Genomic DNA, 20,994 nt, shown 5'->3' with positions numbered 1-20,994 from the left:
TATTTTGATGAGCTTATTAAAAGATGAAAGTATCATGGCTACTCGAATCATGATCAACTTAGGTATCAGCCTTTCAAAAGCCCGTCAAGTTCTGAAACAAAAAATGGGGCTAGCTGGTGATTCTGCTGGAAAAGGAATGAATCGTCGTAGAAATGTAAATGTACAAGATAAACGGCAAACACCGCAAGGAACACCTACGCTAGATTCATTAGCACGTGATTTGACGAAATTAGCAAAAGAAAACAAGCTGGACCCAGTTGTTGGTCGTTCGAGAGAAGTGAAACGGCTTATCCAGATTCTTAGCCGACGGACAAAGAATAACCCTGTACTGGTGGGTGAACCTGGTGTAGGCAAAACAGCCATTGCTGAAGGGTTAGCTCAAAAAATCATTTTAGGTGAAGTGCCAGAAGACATGCAAGAAAAGCGCCTGATGATGCTTGATATGGGATCTTTGGTTGCTGGTACGAAATATCGCGGTGAATTTGAAGATCGAATGAAAAAGGTCATCGACGAAATCTATAATGATGGTCAAGTAATCTTATTCATTGATGAATTGCATACCTTAATTGGTGCAGGTGGAGCAGAAGGAGCAATTGATGCTTCGAATATCTTGAAACCGGCGTTAGCTCGAGGAGAATTACAAACGATCGGAGCAACGACCCTAGATGAATATCAAAAATATATCGAAAAAGATTCTGCATTAGAGCGACGTTTTGCTCGCATTCAAGTAGATGAGCCAACTCCTGAAGAAGCAGAAGTGATTCTTCAAGGATTACGTACAAGATATGAAGAGCACCATGGAGTGGAGATCACAGATGAAGCTGTACGAGCAGCAGTCAATCTTTCTGTTCGTTATATCACTTCTCGTCAACTACCCGATAAAGCAATTGATTTGATCGATGAATCAGCAGCGAAAGTCCGTTTGGATCAAACCGATCACTTAACAAAATCAACTGTGATCAAACTAGAAATCGATGAACTAGTACAAGAAAAGGAAGCAGCGATCCAAAAACAAGACTTTGAAAATGCTGCTCAATTACGCAGACAAGAAAAAGCACTACGTAAAAAGCTGCAAAAAGTTTCTGCAATTGAAGCAAAACAGGAGCAAGGTTATTCTGATCGTGTAACAGAAGAAGATGTTGCTACAGTTGTATCGGAGTGGACTGGTGTCCCTCTACAGCAGTTGGAGAAAAAAGAAAGCGAACGCTTGTTAGAACTGGAAGGACTTCTGCATGAACGTGTCGTTGGTCAAGATGAGGCTGTCAAAGCAGTTTCACGTGCGATCCGCCGTGCACGAAGCGGATTGAAAGATCCTGATCGTCCAATTGGTTCATTCATGTTCCTTGGACCAACTGGTGTCGGAAAAACAGAATTGGCCAAAGCACTTTCAGAAGTCATGTTTGGGAGCGAAGATGCCCTGATCCGTGTTGATATGTCAGAATTTATGGAAAAATACAGTACAAGCCGATTAATCGGGTCTCCTCCAGGATACGTAGGGTATGATGAAGGTGGACAGTTGACAGAAAAAATTCGTCAAAAACCATATTCAGTGATTCTCTTAGATGAAGTGGAGAAAGCACATCCAGACGTTTTCAATTTACTTTTGCAAGTATTGGATGATGGTCATTTAACAGATTCTAAAGGTAGAAAAGTGGACTTTAGAAATACAATCATGATTATGACTTCAAATATCGGAGCGACACAAATTCGAGAAGAAAAAAATGTCGGATTCAATGTCCAAGATGTTACTAAAGATCACAAAGCCATGCAAAAACGTATCTTAGAAGAGTTAAAGAAAGCTTTCCGACCTGAATTCTTGAATCGAATTGATGAGACTGTCGTCTTCCATTCATTGAGTAAAGATGAAATCCATACAATCGTCCAAATCATGAGCAAAGCGATTATCAAACGATTGAAAGAACAAGATATTCAAGTGAAAATCACACCATCTGCAATCGATGTGATCGGGAAAGCCGGATTTGATCCTGAATATGGTGCACGTCCAATCCGTCGCGCACTTCAAAAAGAAATTGAAGATCGATTGAGCGAGGCTTTGCTTGGCGGAGAAATTCGTTTAGGTGACCACGTAACAGTAGGTGCTTCAAAAGGTAAGATCACATTGAATGTTCGAGGACCTAAAAAGGAAACAGTAGGTTCCCTATAGTTACTTGGCCTGTGTAGCTGAATTTTTATAATAGTAAGACTTGATTAAGAGGTTGTGACAAGATTTTTGTCACAATCTCTTTTTATATTTGAACAGAATATATCGAACTTTATTTTGATTTTTTGTGAAATAATTTTCAAAAATCCGACTTTAAATAGAAGAAGTATTGGAAAGTTTTTAGAGCTATGCTACTATTATGAAGTTGTAGGAGGAGAAAATTATGATCGAACTCATAACCACAGTAGAAACTATTGAACAAGCAGAACAGTTGCTTGCTGCAGGTGCAGATACACTATATTTCGGTGAAGAGCAATTTGGATTGCGTCTGCCTGCTTCATTTACACGAGAAGAACAGCGACAATTGGTAGAATTAGCACACAAGTATGGTAAAAAAGCGAATATTGCTGTAAATGGGATCATTCATCCTGAAAAAATGAAAAATGTACCTGAATATTTGGCTTTTTTAAAAGAAATAAACGTAGATGTGATCACAGTTGGTGATACAGGTATTATTTATACGATGAAAAAAAATCCTGAATTGCGTATACCGTATATTTATGATGCTGAAACATTAGTAACGAGCGCACGTCAAATCAATTTCTGGGCGAAAAAAGGCGCAGTTGGAGCAGTACTTGCTCGTGAAGTTCCTTTTGAAGAGATGAAGGCGATGGAAGAAAAACTCGATATTCCTGTAGAAACCCTTGTGTATGGTGCTACATGCATCCATCAATCCAAACGTCCACTGCTACAGAATTACTATAACTATACGAAACAAGACGAACAAAAAGATCGTGAAAGAGGTCTTTTTATCTCGGAACCTAAAAAAGAAGAGACACATTATTCTATTTATGAAGATAGTCATGGCACACATATTTTTGCCAGCAATGATCTGAATCTCTCGAATGAATTGAATGAACTTTATCAGCATCATTACTGTACATGGAAATTGGACGGATTATTTACTCCAGGCGAAAAATTCGTAAACATCACTCGACTATTCGCCGAAGCAAAAAAACAAATTTTAGAAGGTAGCTGGGATCAAGAAAAAGCGGAAAAAATGACTAGCGAAATCAGTAAATTGCATCCTGAAAACCGTGAATTAGATACAGGATTCTTTTATATTGATCCTTCTGCTATCAAATAAGGAGTATGATGAAAGAAATGACAGTAAAAAGAAAATTGAAACGACCAGAAATCCTAGCGCCAGCAGGAACACTGGAAAAGTTAAAAACCGCGATCCATTATGGAGCAGATGCAGTATATATTGGCGGGAATGCATATGGTTTAAGAAGCCGTGCAGGTAATTTTACTTATGAAGAAATGGCTGAAGGAGTTGCTTTTGCAAAAGAACATGATGCGAAGGTATACGTTGCTGCTAATATGGTCACCCATGAAGGAAATGAAGATGGAGCAGGGGAATTTTTCCGCAGTTTGCGTGATGTCGGTATTTCTGCAGTAATTGTTTCTGATCCAGCTTTGATCGAAATTTGTGCGACAGAAGCACCAGGTCTGCCGATCCATTTATCCACTCAAGCTTCAGCAACTAATTTTGAGACATTGGAATTCTGGAAAGAAGAAGGGTTGGAACGTGTCGTTTTAGCTCGTGAAGTTTCAATGGAGGAAGTGGCAGAGATTCGTAAAAATACGGATATCGAAATCGAAGCATTTATCCATGGTGCCATGTGTATCTCTTATTCTGGTCGATGCACATTGTCCAACCATATGTCGATGCGGGATGCAAACCGTGGCGGATGTTCTCAATCTTGTCGCTGGAAGTATGGATTGTTCGATATGCCTTTTGGTCAAGAACGAAACAGTTTAACTGATACAGGCGAAGTGGAAGAAGAATTCTCGATGAGTGCAGTGGATATGTCAATGATCGAACATATTCCAGAATTGATTGAAAACGGCGTAGACAGCTTCAAGATCGAAGGAAGAATGAAATCGATCCATTATGTATCTACGGTGTCAAATGTCTATAAAGCGGCTGTAGACAGTTATATGGAAGATCCTGAAAACTATGTCTGCAAGCAAGAATGGATCGACGAGTTATGGAAAGTAGCACAACGAGAATTAGCTACAGGTTTTTACTACAATACACCAACTGAAAACGAACAATTATTCGGTGAACGTCGTAAAATCCCAGTATATAAATTTGTCGGTGAAGTATTATCTTATGATGAGGCAACACAGATTGCTACGATACGTCAGAGAAACTTGTTTTCTGTAGGAGATGAAATCGAATTTTATGGTCCAGGATTCAGTCATTTCAGTCAAACCGTTGAAGTTATGCATAATGAAGAAGGCGAATCCATTGACCGAGCACCAAATCCAATGATGATTTTAACTATGCCAGTCGCACAGCCGGTGAAACCTGGAGATATGATCCGAAAACGTAAATAAGGAAAAAGCTGATATATCCCTGTTTTAAGCATCTTCGCATACAAAATTCAAGAAAAGTGTTACACTTGTTTTCTGTAGAAAAAGGATCGTTAAATAAAGGTTTTGATTGATCTCTTCAATAAGGAGGAACAAAATGCAAATATATGATTACATCGTAATTGGTGGCGGCTCTGGCGGTATTGCTTCAGCAAACAGAGCAGGGATGCATGGCGCAAAAGTTTTGCTGATTGAAGCGAATGAATTGGGCGGAACATGTGTCAACGTCGGTTGTGTACCTAAAAAAGTTATGTGGCAAGCAAGTACGATTTTGGAAACAATTGAACGAGATGCCTCAAGTTACGGTATCCAAGCAGATTTAAAAAATATTGATTTCGCCGGTCTAGTAGAAAGACGAGAAAAATATATTGATTTTCTACACGGTGCTTATCAAAGAGGATTAGATAGCAATCATGTCGAGGCTATAAAAGGTTACGCTACTTTTATCGATAGTCAAACGATCGAAGTAAACGGTGAAACCTATCGTGCTCCTAAAATCTTGATCGCTACTGGAGGCCGTGCAAGTAAAATGACCATTCCTGGTGGAGAATACGCCATTGATTCAAATGGATTTTTTGAATTAACAGAGTTACCTAAGAGAGCAATCGTTTTAGGTGCTGGATACATTGCGGCTGAACTTTCAGGTGTATTTCGTGGTTTAGGTAGTGAAGTCATGTGGGCATATCGAAAAGAACGACCACTTAGAACGTTTGATAAAATGCTTTCGGACAATTTGATCCAAATGTACCAAGAAGCTGGAATAAAAACTTACGCACATCATATTGCTAAAGAAATTACTAAAAACAATGACGAATATATGGTGCTATTTGAAAATGGTGAAACCTTAACTGGTGATTGTGTACTTTTTGCCGGTGGACGTGTACCGAATACCGAAAAATTAGGTCTGGAAAATACAAATGTGGAATTGGACAAAAAAGGGTTTATCAAAGTAGATAAATACCAAAATACAACGGATGAACATATTTTTGCTGTTGGTGATGTGATCGGTAAATTAGATCTGACTCCTGTTGCAATCGCAGCTGGTAGACGTTTATCAGAACGTTTATTTAATGGAAAGAAAGATTCTTATCTTGACTATAAACTTGTTCCGACAGTCGTCTTTACGCATCCACCAATTGCAACAATTGGTTTGACAGAAGAAGAAGCATTGGAAAAATATGGCGAAAATGAATTGAAAGTTTATCGTTCACGCTTTACCCCAATGTACTTTGCATTAAATGATTATCGCCAAAAATGCGAAATGAAATTGATCTGTGTCGGAAAAGAAGAAAGAATCGTCGGCTTACATGCTATTGGTGTTGGTGTCGATGAGATGCTGCAAGGTTTTGCTGTGGCTATCAAGATGGGTGCAACTAAAGAAGACTTTGACAATACAGTAGCCATCCATCCAACAGGAGCGGAAGAATTCGTAACGATGCGATAATTTAATATTAACAGTTCCAACAGCTTTTTATTGAACAAACCATGTAAAACCAGAAAATCAGTATACTGATTTTCTGGTTTTTTGTTTTTTAGTTATTTATGTAAGATTGCTTCGATAATTCTCAAAACGAAATAAGTAGGGAAGTTGGAGATTTTGATTATCTTCGTAACTGACGAAGAGTAAATGAATCCATTTGGTATGCACTCTTAAGTTCAAAATTTTAAAAGAAATAGAAATGTATCGAAGAACAGATGATTAAAAAAGTGTGACTTTGTATAAATAAATTAGAAGAAGCAAACGAGGATGTTAAAAGAATACCATATAGTTACCAAACCAAGAAAGTTCTCGTCAAGTTCGCTGGTACGAATCACATCAAGTGAAAAAAGGGACTGTGACAAAAGTTGTGTCATAGGTAGTCACTTTTTCCGAACAAATGGTGTTCTCCTGCCAACTCCCAATCACAAGACACAATATTCATAAAACATGAGAAGCTGTTTTTTGAACTTGTTCCTTGCGACTCGGAGCTAAACGGCAGACTCACGACCTCTTTCTTAAACGGTGTTCAATCAGCTGTCCTTCGGTATTAGCTCAAAAAACGGCAAAATATGAGGAACTATTTTTCCATTTGTTTCTCTAATACTCAGGACAAAACGCTGGTTTTACAACCTCTGATAAACGGTGTTCAATCAGCTGTCCTTCGGTATTAGCTCAAAAAACGGCAAAATATGAGGGACTATTTTTCCATTTGTTTCTCTAATACTCAGGACAAAACGCTGATTTTACAACCTCTGATAAACGGTGTTCAAAAGCCAGTTTCTCGGTATTAAGCCAAATTTATGCAAAAATATGGAAAGCCATTTTCACAAAATTTTTCTTAATACTCGAAACTAAGCGACTTTTTCACAACCTCTCGATAAACGGTGTTCAAAAGCTTGCATCTGCGGTAATAAGCCCAACCAAACGAAAAATATAAGGAGCTATTTTTATTTGGCTGTTCTTATTACTTGATGCAGGGCAGTTTTTTCACAACCTCTTCATGCTGTTAAATGGCTTGCATAATGATTGTTAGTAATAGCCCCAATACATAACTGGCATTGAATAAGACCATATTTTTGATGGAATAGCTGAAACTGATAGGCTGGGGTAACGTTTGCTTGAATTGATCCAAATGCTTCTTCACAATTGGCAAGGTCAAGAAGGTGACCAAGATCGGCCATTCATAGATACCGCTCAACAGTCCCATCAAAATCACAAAATAACAAGCATACATCAATAGTTGGAATAACACTGTCCCTGCAGGGCGTCCGATATAAAAAACTAGTGTATAGCGATGATTTTCAATATCACGGTCAAGATCCCGCAAATTATTAGCCAACATGATATTGGCAATCGTAAACACCAAGGGTAAGGAAGCTAATACGATTGCTGCTATAGCCCAAAGACTTCCTACCAAAGCAAATTGTCCAGATGAAAAGTTGACTGTCAGATCATAGACATCTGAACCGAATGTATTGACATAAACGACCATGGCAAAAATTCCAAGGCCCATAGTCACCCCACTGAAAATTTCCCCTAAAGGCATTCGAGATAAAGGAATCGGTCCGAATGTATAGAATACTCCAATAAAACAACAGATAAATCCCATCAAAAGTAAAAGCCAACCCGTATTGATCGTTAAAATAACGCCGATAACAAAAACAAATGCAATCATAGCTAAAATCATGTTTCGAATCAATACAGGAGATAGATTTCTGCGGCCAATGACATTTTCTTCATACTTATATACTTCAGAATGAGCCTTTTCATAATCCATGTAATTATTGATAGCGGTAGTCGCTAAATCAAAAACTAGCATTCCAATAAAAAATAAAAAAGTGTTTAGCCAATGTATCTCATGAAAAAAAGCGATAGAGAATAATACCCCTACCGCAAAAGGAAATACACTAGCCACCTTTGTTCGTATTTCAACTACTTCTAAAAAGATTTTTAGTGTCATGGTTCGTACTCCTTATTTTAGTTCAGAACGGTCACCCATCGTGTAATGGGAGTCCTCCGATAATTTGAAGGTGTCTTTGATTGGATCGGTCACATATACTTTATCGTCTTTTGTCACGAAGATCGCTTCCGTCCCGTTATTCAATTCGCTTTCGACGTATTCCAGTCCTTTTTTCACACCCATTGAAAAGACTGCTGTAGACAACCCGTCACCATCAATTGATTTATCTGTTATGATCGTGACACTTGCGATATCATTGTCGAACGGATAACCCGTTTTTGGATCAAACAAATGATGGTATTTTTTGCCATCTACTTCTAAATAACGCTCGTAAATTCCAGAGGTAACTAATGTTTTGTTCCGTTCTTTAATAGAACCTAAAACAGATCCGCGAGCCATGTTCGGATCTTGGATGCCGACTGTCCAGTCTTGGTTTTCGCCTCTTGGGCTGTGGCCTAAGACATAGACATTACCGCCCAAGTCAACGATGGCAGTGGTCACTCCTTGTTTTTTCAAGACTTTCACTACTTCGTCCGTAATGTAACCTTTGGCGATTGCACCTAAATCGATGATCATTCCTTTTTCTTTTAGATAAACAGTTTTTTCTTTGTCATTTAGTTCGATCTTATGATAATCCACTAATTTTAATGCCTGATCGATTTCTTCTTGGGAAGGTTTTCTGGCGTCATCAAAACCGATTCGCCATAATTGTGTGATTGCACCAATCGCCATATCGAATCCGCCTTGAGAATCTTGACTATATTCGTAGGCCCGCTTGACTAACGTGTAGACGTCATCAGAAACTTTTACTGGTTTGATCCCAGCTTGCTCATTCACTTCATCGATCTCAGAACCTTTTTGATTGATCGTGATTTTATCACCAAGTTCTTTTACTCGATCGAAGGCAGGTTTCAATGCTGATTCTTTGCCTTCATCATACACACGGATACGAACGTAAGTCCCTAACAAGAACTGTTCATCAGAATACGGATCTTTTAATATTTTGGTAGACGCTGTACTTTCAGTGGTTGTATTTTTTGCTGAATCAGTGCAGCCAGTTAGCACCATAAAAGAGATGCCCAGTGTGATTAAGGAAAATAGTAGTTTTTTCCGCATTGTTTTCCTCTCTTCATTTTGAAAGGTGAGACGACTGCCTAATCTGGCTATCGTCCCACCCTCCAACTTTTATTAGTATGATTATGTGATTATTTTTCTGTTACGATATTATCTACTTCGATTGTTTGAGTGTCGCCTTTTTCAGCTGCATTCACTAATTGTTGTGCGTACATGATGAATGAATGTGAGCTGTGTGTAGCACCTGTAACAACTTCTACATCAGCAGGTGAGCCATCTTCTTCGCCCATTGCTTTGACGAATTCGTCGTTCAGAGTAGGGATGTAAGTTTTTGGTTCTGTACCGCTTTTTGCTTTCATATTTTCATTATATTCTGTATCATCTTGTTTTGATTTACCGTCTTTGTCGATATAATCAAAGTTTGATTCAGTTACTTTGCCGCCAGCAACTGTCATTTCGAATTGCACACGGTAGCCGTTAGAGTAGTTCTTTTCTTCAAGCTTGTAAGTGCCGTCTTTCAAATCAGCACCATTGTCGATTTCGATTGTATCTGTGTTACCAGCTTGAGCAGCTTGGATCAATTGTTGTGCGTAATTTTGGAAGCTTTCAGATGAGTGAGTAGCTCCAGTTACGACTTCCACACCGCTTGCGCTTTGTGCTTTTAAGAATTGGTCATTCAACTCAGGAATGTATTTTTCTGGGTTTGTGCCAGATTTTGCTTCCATGTTTTTGTTGTATTCTGCATCTTTTGTTTTTGATTCGCCGTTTTCATTGACGTTATCATATTTTGATTCAGTGATTTTGCCGTCTTTTACAACCATTTCAAAGACTGCGCGGTAACCGTTTGAATAATTTTTTTCTTCTAATTTATATGTGCCGTCTTGCAAGTCTCCGCCAGCAACAACTTTTGCAGATGATTCTGTTGTGCTTTTTGCAGTCGAAGATTGTGCTGTAGATGATTCAGAAGAAGCATTTGAACTTCCGTTGTCATCTGCGCCGCAAGCGCCTAACACTAGAGCTGAAAATGCTAACACAGCAAATCCAGTTACAAAACGTTTTTTCTTCATTTTAATACCCCACCATTCCATTTTTAGTCCACAATTTTTCTTTGTGATTCATTATACATTCTAATCTTTTTAGCCTATAAGTCAACTATTTTTGATAAATAACCCATGTAATATTTCAAACGTTTTCTTTCAGCAAATTTCGTGAAAAAACGCTTTATTTTAAAATTTGAAAAAAATCCAAAAGGAGTTAGACAAAAGAACAGAACATCTATATAATATATGGAGATTGTGTAATAAGTATCAAACTAAAAGAATTATCATATATTCATTATATAGATAGTCTATAAGGAGCGGATGATCAATGGCAAAGCAAAATATTGTCGTTGTAGGAGCAGGATATGCCGGTGTTTCAGCTACAAAATACTTGGCAAAGAAACTGAAAAAAGAAGATGTAGCAATTACTCTGATCGATCGTCATTCGTACCATACTATGATGACCGAGTTGCATGAAGTAGCTGGCGGACGTGTAGAACCAGAAGCAATCCAATACGATCTGCAGCATTTGTTTGCTCGTCAAAAGAATGTACAACTTGTCACAGACACTGTAATCGGTATCGATAAAGAACGAAAAATCGTCAAGACCAAATTAGGTTCCTATCCTTTTGATCAGCTGATCCTTGGAATGGGCGGAGAGCCGAATGACTTTGGTACACCTGGTGTCAAAGCACACGGATTCACCCTTTGGTCATTTGAAGATTCTGTAAGGATTCGGGAACATATTGAGAAGACAGTAGCAAAAGCTGCATTGGAACCAAATGATGAGTTGCGTAAAGCCATGCTGACTTTCGTTGTCTGTGGTTCTGGGTTTACCGGTATTGAAATGATTGGGGAACTGATCGACTGGAAAAATCGCTTAGCCAAAGATTATAAGTTGGATCCAAACGAGATCACACTGATGGTCGTAGAGGCAATGCCGACAATCTTGAATATGTTAGACCGAAATGATGCTGCAAAAGCTGAACGCTATTTGCGTAAGTACAATGTAGAATTATTATTGAACGCACCAATCGTAGAAGTGGCTGCGGATCATATCAAGCTGAAGGACGGACGCAACATTCTGACTCACACACTGATTTGGACAGCTGGTGTTAAAGGAACTTCTGACGCTGCTGACTTTGGATTAGAAGCAGCACGCGGACAGCGGTTGATCGCCAATGAATACATGCAGGCAAAAGGCTACGAAGATAAAAACATCTATATCATCGGTGATTTAGTCTTTTATGAAGAGTTCCCAGGAACACCGACACCGCAGATCGTCCAAGCTGCTGAACAAACAGGACACACAGCCGCAGCGAATATCGTGGCTTCGATCAAAGGCGGAGAAAAGCATAAATTTAAAGGAAACTATCAAGGATTTATGGTTTCTATTGGTGCCAAATGGGGGGTAGCTAACCTATTTGATAAGATCCATTTAAGCGGATTTTTAGCTATCGTAATGAAACATATCGTTAATTTGAAATATTTCTTTGATATTCGTTCTGGTTATTATATGTTCCAATATTTAATGCATGAGTTTTTCCATATCAAAGATGATCGCAACGTGACTCGAGGACATTCTTCTCGTTACGGCAACGTCTTATGGAGTGTGCCACTTCGTATTTTCTATGGTTTAGTTTGGTTCGTTGAAGCCTCCAAAAAAATCATTGGTAATGGTGAAGTGTTAAAACCAAGTACTTGGTTTGGTGAAGGATCATGGTTCACTGGAAACAGTGTGTTCCCTTGGACATGGGAATACAATGTAACAGATGTTGCCAGTGGTGCTTCTGCTGCTGGTGATGCAACCACAGCTGCCAGCGGAGCAGGGGCCAGTGCTGGAGAAGCAGCGACTCAAGCTGCACATTTTGGTTTGAGTTATGCATACGGTGAAGAACCAATGGCTGTGATTGAGAAGTCACCAGACTGGTTCACAAAGATCATGCAAGTGATCATGCCAAACAATGATGTAGCAATGTTCTTCCAAAAATTCATGGTATTCTTTGAAATTGCCTTGGCATTAGCATTGATTGCTGGATTATTCACATGGCTATGCAGTGCCACAACGATTGTATTGGTGATCACGTTCTGCTTATCAGGCATGTTTTACTGGGTAAACATTTGGTTCATTTTTGTTGCTTTCGCATTGATGAACGGTTCCGGACGTGCGATTGGGTTGGATCGCTGGGTAATTCCATGGCTACAACGTACACTAGGTAATTGGTGGTACGGTAGACCAAGTTCCCAGTACGGCAAGAAATAAATAGATAAAGAACGTTATTTGAATGCAAGATTTCAATAGAAAGGGGCTGAGACAAACCGTCACAGCCTCCTTTTTATGTAAAATTAAAGGAATAAGATGCCCGAGATAAGCCTCCATGAGCAAGACACAGGTGTCACAACCTCTGATAAACGGTGTTCCAGAAGTAGCTTCTTCGAAAAATAAGCCGAAATTTCACAAAAACTTGAAAAGTAATTTTCGTAAATTCCTTCTTATTTCTTGAAGTTGCCCACTTCTGTCACAACCTCTTGTTATAAACGGTGTTCTACCTGCTGCTTCTCGGTAATAAGCCTAAAGAATTAGAAAACATGGAAAGCTGTTTTCTATTCTTCGTTCTTATTACTCAAAGCAAGACACAGGTGCCACAACCTCTTGTTTTTATGCTAAAATTGGGTGAGTTAATCTGGAAAAAGGAGAACAAAAATGAGCCTTAAAGAATTTGCTGAAAAAAGTCTGCTCAAACCTTGGGATGTTTTTATTATTTTGCTTTTGACTGTTCTTTCTTTTTTACCAGTCATGATTTTTGGTCTTCAGCAAAACACCGCAACAGCAGAAAAAGAAGCGGTACTGCGTGTGGATGGCACAGAAATCAAAACATTCCCTTTGATGGCTGGAGAAGAGAGCTACACATATACTTACAAAGATGAACACGGAGATTATAACTTGATCGAGATAGATGGCGATCGAGTACGGATAAAAGAAGCAGATTGCGATGACCAGATCTGCGTACGTCGAGGCTGGGCAACGAAAAATGGCGAAACCATTGTTTGTTTACCACATAAATTAGTGATCGAGGTCCGATCAACAGATGGGGGTGACGAAGACAGTCTGATTTATTAGACCTTCACACACCATGAGTAAATTACAAAAAATGATTTATATTTCGCTACTTGTTGCACAAGGAGTGATCATTGGTTTATTGGAAAATATGATCCCTTATCCTTTTTCTTTTGCGCCTGGTGCAAAACTAGGCTTAGCCAATCTAATCACGATCGTTGCCATTTTTACCATGAAAAAACGAGACAGCTTCTTACTACTTTGGCTACGACTATTCCTGACTACTTTGCTAGGCGGAACGATTTCCACATTCCTTTATAGTATGAGTGGTGCTTTGCTTAGTTATTTTGGAATGTTATTGGTCAAGCAATTAGGACCAAAACGTGTCAGTATCATCGGAATTAGTGCGGCCGGCGGTTTCATGCATAATGTCGGACAGCTTTTGATGGCTTCTTTCATTGCACAATCATGGACAGTCATGTTGTACTTGCCAGTCCTTTCAGTTTTAGGGATTTTATCAGGGATTGCAATCGGGATCGCAGCGAATTATCTTTTACGACATGTGCAGACACTTCAACGATTCCAAAAAGATTATGAGCAGGGAACCAAACAAAAATGGAGCCCAATGTTTACCAAAAAATAATCGTCAAACAAGGAGTTTTTTTATGAAGCTACATCCAATGTGGGAAAACTATCCTGCTTTAAGTAAAGAATTGACAGAAACACTAAAACGGATGGAAGAAACTGTCCGCCTGAAAAACAAACCTGTCGAACAAGCAATCAAAGAAACGATCCATGCCGGCGGAAAGCTGTTGCGTCCTGCCTATCAGCTATTGTTCTCACAATTTGGACCAGAGCAAGATCGAGACAAAGCCATCGCTTTGGCAGCTTCTATCGAAATGCTCCATACGGCCACACTGATCCATGATGATATCGTTGATGAAGCGGATCTGCGACGTGGTCAGCCTAATATCCGTAGTCAGTTTGGTAATGTCGTTTCTGTCTATGCAGGAGACTATTTATTTGTCTGCTGTTTTAAACTATTGTCTGATTACTCCACTTCCTTGAAAAGTCTCCAATTGAATTCTCGTAGTATGGAAAAAGTATTGAATGGCGAATTAGGGCAGATGGATGATCGCTATAATTATGAACTTTCTGTAAAAGAATATTTGGAAAATATTTCAGGTAAGACAGCTGAACTGTTCCAATTAAGTTGTTCTGTTGGCGCTTTTGAAAGTGGAACAAGCGAGCGCTTCGCAAAAAAAGCAGGAGATATCGGACTTTCTATCGGGATGGCCTTTCAGATTATCGATGATATTTTAGATTATACAAAAGAGAGCCAGGAAATCGGCAAACCTGTACTAGAAGACATGCGTCAAGGGGTCTATTCTTTACCGTTGATCTACTCTTTGCAAAAAAACAAACCAAAGCTACTACCTTATTTAGAGAAGAAAGCGGCAATGACAGAAGAAGATGTCGACGCCGTACGCAAAATCGTTGAACATACAGGAGGCGTGGAAGAAGCTAGGAAGTTAGCGGCCTCTTACACAGAAAAGGCTTTGAAGGAAATAAAGAAATTACCTGCCACCTCTCTTCGAACAAAAGAGAATCTCTTTTCCCTTACCCAACTGATTTTGGATCGCAAAGACTGAATAGGGAAAGGTTCGATACGTAAATAAATTTCTCAGAAGGAAATCTACGTGTTTTTTGACAAATTGAATTGTAGTTCTTGTATTTATGATAAAAAGCAAAAATAAAGAGCAACGTCCGTTAGCGACGTTGCTCTTTTTTATCTTGAATATTTTTTTACCTTTTCGATTTCTTATAACTCATAAAAGTGATTCTTAAACCGATTACAAGTAATATAACGCCTGCGAGTGTTATCCAATTATTCGATTGACTTCCAGTTTTAGGAAGTGCTCTTTTTGATTTGTTTCCATTGTCATTGCTTGTTTTATTAGTTAAGTTAAAGTTCGTCCTGTTATCCGAACTTGTTTTTGAGAAGGAGACACTTGCATGACGTGTATCGCTTGTGGTAGACGACGTGTCTGTACTATCGCTTGAAGTTGATGAATCTGAGCTATCACTTGTGGTAGAGATTGTATCTGTACTGTCGCTTGAAGCTGACGTGTCCGTGCTATCACTTGTAGTGGTAGATGAATCTGAGCTGTCGCTTGTGGTTTTAGTACCTGTACTGTCACTTGAAGCTGACGTGTCCGTGCTATCACTTGTAGTGGTAGATGAATCTGAGCTGTCGCTTGTGGTTTTAGTACCTGTACTGTCACTTGAAGCTGATGTGTCCGTGCTATCACTTGTGGTAGAGGTAGTATCTGTACTATCGCTTGAAGTTGATGAATCTGAGCTATCACTTGTGGTAGAGGTAGTATCTGTACTGTCGCTTGAAGCTGACGTGTCCGTGCTATCACTTGTAGTGGTAGTTGAATCTGAGCTGTCGCTTGAAGCTGACGTGTCCGTGCTATCACTTGTAGTGGTAGTTGAATCTGAGCTGTCGCTTGAAGCTGACGTGTCCGTGCTATCACTTGTGGTAGAGGTAGTATCTGTACTATCGCTTGAAGTTGATGAATCTGAGCTATCACTTGTGGTAGAGGTAGTATCTGTACTGTCGCTTGAAGCTGATGTATCTGTACTATCACTTGTAGTGGTAGATGAATCTGAGCTATCACTTGTGGTAGAGGTAGTATCTGTACTGTCACTTGAAGCTGACGTGTCCGTGCTATCATTTGTAGTGGTAGATGAATCTGAGCTATCACTTGTGGTAGATGTATCTGTACTGTCGCTTGTGTCTGTCGTATCTGTACCATTGTTGCTGATAAATATTTCGTTAGGATCCCAACGATTGGTAGCTGCATCTAAAATCACATTTGTCCCTATAATCGTTCCGTCTTGGTTTTGAGTAATGCGGATAGTAGCATTAGGCGCAAGGATTGTTCCTTGAAAAGGAGCACTGATTGTCAAATCAGTCATCTCATTTCCAAAATTCCAAGAGATATTCGCATCCGAAAAATCTTCTGTTTCATGATTTGAACGATCATTGTATTTGATTGGTGACTGTACGTTCAATGCAGAAGAACTGTTGATGACATTAAATACAACTACTTGATCATTTGGATTGATGATTTGAAGTGGCGTATTCATCGTTAACACTTCTGCATCGATATTTACCAATAAAAACCCGGTATCTGATAAACCAGTTAAATCGATTGTCCGATTGTTCATGTCTGGAAAATCTGCAGCAGTATATGTTTTAGCTGGAGTGATGGTTGCAAGATCATTTGCTGCTACATTCAATTTAGCAAATTCCTGCTCGAAATCAATATATTCATGCCCAGCACGATCTTTATAAAAATCATCTGGAGTTAAGTGATCAAGCCTGGATCCATTGACTGTAGGATGACCATCTTGAAGTGCTACATCCACGTTACTGCCAACGACAAATTTATTCATTCTTGTGCTACCTGTAGGTATGCCTGAAGAATTAGCGAAAGAATCAGTTTTTTGTATATAATTTATTTCTTGGTTCAATAAACCTTCATGAAGCTCTGTACCAAAATTATTTTTTGCATCAAGTTCATGTGTTGCTATATTTCCGTCTGTATGTGCATTCACAGTTGTCTTATTTTTAGCAAATACGTGGAATTGACTAGCAATTCCTAACAAGCCATAGTTACCGGTTAGATCATTATAAATATTCCCAGGGTCTTTAGGAATGTATGTTTCCGCTGAAACGGCCACACCATACGAAAAGATATTGAACAACAAAGCAACTAGGACTAGTAAACTTGCCCTTTTTTTCATTTTTCCCCTTCCTTTCCTTTCAAACATTTTCCTATTATACTCTTTTTCTCCTAGTCTTAAACTGTTCGTTTGAAAAATCATTGTTTATTTAAAGAATATTAATGAAACGTTCATATTGTTGCTTCTTGTTCAATTGATAGTTCGACACTATCTTTTTCTTTCAATCTCCAAACTATTGATGATGGTGACTGTTAAAGTGTAAAAAATAAGGGTGTGTAGTAACATATAAGTAGGTATCCTAGAATTAGGAAAAAGTAAGTAGGATAAATAAAAAGGAGGAAAATAAATGGATTATTTAGATATGCTATGCGAGAGTGTGGATCGGGCATACGATCGGTTTGAACGTTTGTTTGAAGGCGTCTCTATTGAGGAGGCCAATCGTTTTCCAGTGGAAGATAGAGCCCCGCAGATCAAATCAATGACTTGGCTGGCTTGGCATACCGCTCGGGAATTAGATTTCCAGATTGCTGATTTAGCAGGAATCTCTCCAATTTGGCATAGTCAAGACTGGGAAAGCCGGTTTCCGATGACGATAGCAGATAACGAACAAGATTGGAAGCATAGTCTGGAACAAGCAAAGCAGATCCAAGCTAATCAAATAGAAGATCTGCTAGGATACTTGCGAGGAGCTGCTGATTTTGCTATTTCTTACTTAAGAAGGCTGGAACCTTCCGAGCTAGATGAAGTAATTGACGAGAACTGGACACCACCAGTCACACGAGGAATGCGTCTCGTTTCTATTATTGATGATGCTGCTATGCACTCTGGTCAGGTGATCTATGCGAGACGTTTGTTGGGATTAAGAGATTAAGGCACTAGCTAAAAAAGAACTTACGGCAAAATAAGTCGCAAGTTCTTTTTTGTTTTTATCGTTACCCATGGTCTATCTATAAGATTGAAAAAGGAAGCGGCCTGCTATCTCTTTTGATCGTGTAAACTGATGACTCTCTTGTTTTTTGCATTGATTCATTTAAAGAAAGTGTACCATGCTTTATAGATATTTTTAGAATACCTTTTTCTAGAGGATAGAGAAACTGTCAGCTGATAGAATAAGGAGAGTCTTTTGAAGAGAATTCAGAAAAAAGGACACTGTATGAGATCAGGTGTCCTTTTGTGAAATCTGATATTATTGCGTACGGATAGATGTGAGACTGATTTCGCCAGAAGACAAACTCATCTCCTGTTCATTTGTTTGGACGATCAGTTCGCCATGATTACCGATTTCTTTTGCAAGACCGACATAAGTCGTTCCTTTTTGATTGAACGACACGGTTTTTCCCAATACGAATGATTTTTCTTTATAGAAGTCCAACGCTTTTTCTGGGTGAGAAAGATAAGTGAACAATTCTTGCCAGATTTTGCTGATTAGCTGATTCCTTGTGACACTAGCTTGTCCGTCGGGAAAGACAGAGATGGCTTTTTCTTGGAGATCAGCTGGAAAATGATTTTGAGGAACAGAAAAATTAAGCCCGATCCCAATGATGATATGACTGATCCTGCCGCTTTCCATATCACTGACTGCTTCAGATAAAATCCCACAGACTTTTTTTCCATCCATGTAGATATCATTGACCCATTTGATCGAAGCAGAACGACCGGTTACAGATTCAATGGCTTTCACACAGGCACTGGCTGCGATGATCGTATATTGAGGCAATTCATCAAACCGTTTGTCTGGATGGAGCAAGAGACTCATGTAGATTCCTCGTCCAGGTTCAGCGAAAAAAGGCCGTCCAAAACGTCCACGAGCTTGTTCTTGTGTATCAGCAACAAATAACTTCGAAACAGAATCTCCTTGAGCTGCTGCCAGTTTGGCATCTTTCATCGTAGATTCAGAAGTCAACATCGTTTGTACTTTCAAATCAGGAATAAACGACCGTAGCTCTTGCTGGATTTCTTTTGCATCTAGTACGTCAGAGGGCAGGTAACGATACCCTGTAGGCCCGTGCTCAAAACGATAGCCTGCCTTTTCCAATTCTTTGATGGCTTTCCAAATACTTGTCCGGGAAACTTCCAGTTGCTGTGCTAACTTTTCTCCGGAAAGAAAATCTGGTGTCTTTTTCAATAATTGAAGTACTTTGTCTTTTGTTGTCATGGCACCAAGCTCCTTTCCCATCCATTCTATCAGGAAGAAGGAGAGAACAAAATAGTTTTCGAAGAAACAACGGTTGATACATAAAGCAAAAACGAAAGAAGGAAAGAGAAAAAAGAAGAGGGTGGGCGTTCATTTTTTTGTCCCAGCCTCTTTCTGATTATGAAGATAAAAGTACTTGATCGTCTTTTAATGCCGTGCCGCTGTTTTGTTTGAACAACGCTAATAATTGGGGCACTGTGAGCTGCTGTTTTTCCTCTTGCTGGATATCTACGACGATCCTTCCTTGATGCAGCATGATCAGTCGATTCCCATAGCGGATCGCGTCTTCCATGTCATGAGTGACCATAAAAGCAGTGAGATTCTGCTCAGTGATCAGCTTTTCTGTCAATTCCATCACCGTTTTGGAAGTAGCAGGGTCAAGCGCTGCAGTGTGTTCATCTAATAAGATCAGTTCTGGACGCTGTAATGTGGCCATCAACAGCGTAATAGCTTGACGTTGTCCTCCAGACAGCAAACCGATTTCTGAGGATAAACGATTTTCCAACCCCAAATTTAGTCGAGCCAGCTGGTCTTTGAAAAATGTTCGGTCTTGTGGTTTGACACCACGGAAGAAGCCGCGTTTTTTTCCTCGTTTCATAGCAAGAGCAAGATTTTCTTCTACCGTTAAACGAACGGCTGTCCCTAGTTTAGGATCTTGGAATACGCGACTGATGGATTTCGAACGTTCGACAACAGATTTTTTCGTGATATTTTTTCCATTCAATAAAAGTTGTCCCTGATCGACAGAAAATGTACCGGCGATGCTGTTCAGCAAAGTAGATTTACCAGCCCCATTTCCACCGATGATCGTCACGAAGTCGCCGGGATCTAAGGAAAGATTAATGCCTTTCAGGACATGATTTTCGTTGATCGTTCCTTTTTCAAAGGTATGATGGAGATTTTCCAATGTTAAGACGTCATTCATTTGACACTACCGCCTTTCTTTTTTTGAGGTAAATGGAATTTTTGCTGGATCTGCGGGAAAGAAAGACAGATCACTAGCACGAAAGCAGAAGCAAGTTTCGAATCACTTGGTTCAACATTCAGTTCGAAGACTAACGCTAAAATAAAACGATAAATGACCGCACCTAAAACGACAGTCAAGAGACGGAGAAATAGTGGTTGGTTACGTAACAAAACTTCTGCGATGATAATAGAAGCAAGTCCAATTACGATCGTTCCAATACCAGAATTTAAATCAGCAAAGCCGTTGTTTTGCGCAAGCAAGGAGCCAGAAAGAGCAATGCATCCATTAGAAATCATATAACCGATGATCTTCATATTATCTGTGTTGATCCCGTTTGCTTCGCTCATTGCCAGATTATCGCCAGTTGCACGAATAGCAAGTCCTGTTTCTGTACGTAAGAACAAAACAAGTAAACATACAACGATCAAAGCAAAAAGCAGACCGACGATCAGTACAGCGTTGTCTTTTGTTATGCCGAATGACTCGACCCAATGAAAGATCGTTGACTGACCCAATAAAGAGATGTTCGGCGCACCCATCACACGGGATGTGACAGAATATAAACCAGTCATGGTGATGATCCCTGCAAGAAGGGCGGGAATTTTCAATTTTGTGTGAAGCAGTCCGGAAACAAGCCCTGCTGCCGCACCCCCTAAAAAGCCTAGAAGACAAGCTGTCAATGGATGATAGCCATTTGTAATACTTACTGCCGCGATCCCTGCACCTAAAGGGAAGCTTCCTTCAGCAGTCAAGTCGGCAATGTCCAAGATACGGAAAGTGACGTATACACCAATCGCAAGTAGGGCCCATAAGACCCCTTGCGATGCAGATGATAAGAAAAGAGAGAGCAAATTTGTCATAA

General features: G+C 39.5%; 16 protein-coding genes (1 of these 16 running past the window's edge). 9 read left to right on the top strand and 7 right to left on the bottom strand.

Translation table 11 applies throughout. The annotated features are described in order from the left end of the window. From IGL70_RS12665 to gor, 4 genes are all read left to right on the top strand, one after another. Positions 1-2,164, top strand: the 3' portion of a protein-coding gene (locus tag IGL70_RS12665; RefSeq protein WP_002289035.1) for an ATP-dependent Clp protease ATP-binding subunit. It extends 329 nt beyond the left edge of the window; 2,164 of the gene's 2,493 nt are visible here — the last part of the coding sequence; its start codon lies off the left edge, out of view; the stop codon is at positions 2,162-2,164. Between the two features lie 220 nt (positions 2,165-2,384). Next, positions 2,385-3,308 carry a peptidase U32 family protein gene (locus IGL70_RS12660; RefSeq protein WP_002289033.1) on the top strand — a complete coding sequence of 308 codons (924 nt, stop codon included), beginning with the start codon at positions 2,385-2,387 and terminating at the stop codon, positions 3,306-3,308. 5 nt (positions 3,309-3,313) lie between these two features. Further along, positions 3,314-4,567, top strand: coding sequence for a peptidase U32 family protein (locus tag IGL70_RS12655; protein WP_002318037.1), 1,254 nt, complete (start codon positions 3,314-3,316; stop codon positions 4,565-4,567). Positions 4,568-4,700: 133 nt separating this feature from the next. Then, positions 4,701-6,047 carry a glutathione-disulfide reductase gene (gene gor / locus IGL70_RS12650; protein WP_104873895.1) on the top strand — a complete coding sequence of 449 codons (1,347 nt, stop codon included), beginning with the start codon at positions 4,701-4,703 and terminating at the stop codon, positions 6,045-6,047. Positions 6,048-7,089: 1,042 nt separating this feature from the next. On the opposite strand, the gene menA is transcribed toward gor, so the two are convergent. The 3 genes from menA to pplA all read right to left on the bottom strand — a co-directional run bounded on the left by menA (position 7,090) and on the right by pplA (position 10,184). Next, positions 7,090-8,043: a 1,4-dihydroxy-2-naphthoate polyprenyltransferase gene (gene menA / locus IGL70_RS12645; RefSeq protein ID WP_104765237.1), complete on the bottom strand. Its 954-nt coding sequence runs from the start codon at positions 8,041-8,043 to the stop codon at positions 7,090-7,092. A 12-nt stretch (positions 8,044-8,055) separates the two neighbouring features. Next, the gene (locus IGL70_RS12640; RefSeq protein WP_002327584.1) at positions 8,056-9,159 is read right to left on the bottom strand and encodes an FAD:protein FMN transferase; all 1,104 of its coding nucleotides are present in this window, start codon (positions 9,157-9,159) and stop codon (positions 8,056-8,058) included. Positions 9,160-9,248: 89 nt separating this feature from the next. Then, entirely contained in the window at positions 9,249-10,184 is a 936-nt protein-coding gene (gene pplA, locus IGL70_RS12635; RefSeq protein ID WP_033582015.1) for an extracellular electron transfer flavoprotein PplA, read from the bottom strand. Positions 10,185-10,485: 301 nt separating this feature from the next. Here pplA and IGL70_RS12630 point away from each other — a divergent pair, with 301 nt between their 5' ends. The 4 genes from IGL70_RS12630 (at position 10,486) to IGL70_RS12615 (ending at position 14,867) form a co-directional block, all read left to right on the top strand. After that, a complete protein-coding gene (locus IGL70_RS12630; RefSeq protein WP_104874046.1) occupies positions 10,486-12,420 on the top strand; it encodes an NAD(P)/FAD-dependent oxidoreductase in 1,935 nt (644 codons plus the stop codon). Between the two features lie 441 nt (positions 12,421-12,861). Beyond that, entirely contained in the window at positions 12,862-13,278 is a 417-nt protein-coding gene (locus tag IGL70_RS12625) for a NusG domain II-containing protein (RefSeq protein WP_002298268.1), read from the top strand. A 13-nt stretch (positions 13,279-13,291) separates the two neighbouring features. Beyond that, positions 13,292-13,858, top strand: a complete 567-nt coding sequence (locus IGL70_RS12620; RefSeq protein WP_002289378.1) for a Gx transporter family protein — start codon at positions 13,292-13,294, stop codon at positions 13,856-13,858. A 22-nt stretch (positions 13,859-13,880) separates the two neighbouring features. Beyond that, positions 13,881-14,867 carry a polyprenyl synthetase family protein gene (locus tag IGL70_RS12615; RefSeq protein WP_002289380.1) on the top strand — a complete coding sequence of 329 codons (987 nt, stop codon included), beginning with the start codon at positions 13,881-13,883 and terminating at the stop codon, positions 14,865-14,867. 154 nt (positions 14,868-15,021) lie between these two features. On the opposite strand, the gene scm is transcribed toward IGL70_RS12615, so the two are convergent. Continuing rightward, the gene (gene scm / locus IGL70_RS12610) at positions 15,022-17,031 is read right to left on the bottom strand and encodes a collagen-binding MSCRAMM adhesin Scm (protein WP_104873719.1); all 2,010 of its coding nucleotides are present in this window, start codon (positions 17,029-17,031) and stop codon (positions 15,022-15,024) included. Between the two features lie 286 nt (positions 17,032-17,317). Between scm and IGL70_RS12605 the strand changes: the two genes are divergently transcribed. Next, positions 17,318-17,842, top strand: coding sequence for a mycothiol transferase (locus IGL70_RS12605; RefSeq protein ID WP_002300075.1), 525 nt, complete (start codon positions 17,318-17,320; stop codon positions 17,840-17,842). Positions 17,843-18,157: 315 nt separating this feature from the next. Here the strand turns inward: IGL70_RS12605 and IGL70_RS12600 are convergent, their stop codons facing one another. The 3 genes from IGL70_RS12600 to IGL70_RS12590 form a co-directional block, all read right to left on the bottom strand. Further along, positions 18,158-19,126 carry a biotin--[acetyl-CoA-carboxylase] ligase gene (locus tag IGL70_RS12600; protein ID WP_104873718.1) on the bottom strand — a complete coding sequence of 323 codons (969 nt, stop codon included), beginning with the start codon at positions 19,124-19,126 and terminating at the stop codon, positions 18,158-18,160. Between the two features lie 157 nt (positions 19,127-19,283). After that, positions 19,284-20,090, bottom strand: coding sequence for an ABC transporter ATP-binding protein (locus IGL70_RS12595; RefSeq protein WP_010728541.1), 807 nt, complete (start codon positions 20,088-20,090; stop codon positions 19,284-19,286). Continuing rightward, on the bottom strand, positions 20,087-20,992 hold the full coding sequence (locus IGL70_RS12590; protein WP_104873717.1) for an ABC transporter permease: 906 nt from the start codon (positions 20,990-20,992) through the stop codon (positions 20,087-20,089). The genes IGL70_RS12595 and IGL70_RS12590 overlap by 4 nt, the downstream gene beginning before the upstream one ends. Between the last annotated feature and the right edge of the window lie 2 nt (positions 20,993-20,994).

Source organism: Enterococcus sp. DIV0901a (genome assembly GCF_051711525.1).
GTDB lineage: Bacteria > Bacillota > Bacilli > Lactobacillales > Enterococcaceae > Enterococcus_B > Enterococcus_B faecium.
This window is presented reverse-complemented; position numbering and strand designations above follow the sequence as displayed.

Excerpts from the sequence above, each read along its gene's own strand:
- IGL70_RS12660 (WP_002289033.1), top strand. The coding sequence starts at position 2,385 with ATGATCGAACTCATAACCACAGTAGAAACTATTGAACAAGCAGAACAG.
- IGL70_RS12655 (WP_002318037.1), top strand. The coding sequence starts at position 3,314 with ATGATGAAAGAAATGACAGTAAAAAGAAAATTGAAACGACCAGAAATC.
- gor (WP_104873895.1), top strand. The coding sequence starts at position 4,701 with ATGCAAATATATGATTACATCGTAATTGGTGGCGGCTCTGGCGGTATT.
- menA (WP_104765237.1), bottom strand. The coding sequence starts at position 8,043 with ATGACACTAAAAATCTTTTTAGAAGTAGTTGAAATACGAACAAAGGTG.
- IGL70_RS12640 (WP_002327584.1), bottom strand. The coding sequence starts at position 9,159 with ATGCGGAAAAAACTACTATTTTCCTTAATCACACTGGGCATCTCTTTT.
- pplA (WP_033582015.1), bottom strand. The coding sequence starts at position 10,184 with ATGAAGAAAAAACGTTTTGTAACTGGATTTGCTGTGTTAGCATTTTCA.
- IGL70_RS12630 (WP_104874046.1), top strand. The coding sequence starts at position 10,486 with ATGGCAAAGCAAAATATTGTCGTTGTAGGAGCAGGATATGCCGGTGTT.
- IGL70_RS12625 (WP_002298268.1), top strand. The coding sequence starts at position 12,862 with ATGAGCCTTAAAGAATTTGCTGAAAAAAGTCTGCTCAAACCTTGGGAT.
- IGL70_RS12620 (WP_002289378.1), top strand. The coding sequence starts at position 13,292 with ATGAGTAAATTACAAAAAATGATTTATATTTCGCTACTTGTTGCACAA.
- IGL70_RS12615 (WP_002289380.1), top strand. The coding sequence starts at position 13,881 with ATGAAGCTACATCCAATGTGGGAAAACTATCCTGCTTTAAGTAAAGAA.
- scm (WP_104873719.1), bottom strand. The coding sequence starts at position 17,031 with ATGAAAAAAAGGGCAAGTTTACTAGTCCTAGTTGCTTTGTTGTTCAAT.
- IGL70_RS12605 (WP_002300075.1), top strand. The coding sequence starts at position 17,318 with ATGGATTATTTAGATATGCTATGCGAGAGTGTGGATCGGGCATACGAT.
- IGL70_RS12600 (WP_104873718.1), bottom strand. The coding sequence starts at position 19,126 with ATGACAACAAAAGACAAAGTACTTCAATTATTGAAAAAGACACCAGAT.
- IGL70_RS12595 (WP_010728541.1), bottom strand. The coding sequence starts at position 20,090 with ATGAATGACGTCTTAACATTGGAAAATCTCCATCATACCTTTGAAAAA.
- IGL70_RS12590 (WP_104873717.1), bottom strand. The coding sequence starts at position 20,992 with ATGACAAATTTGCTCTCTCTTTTCTTATCATCTGCATCGCAAGGGGTC.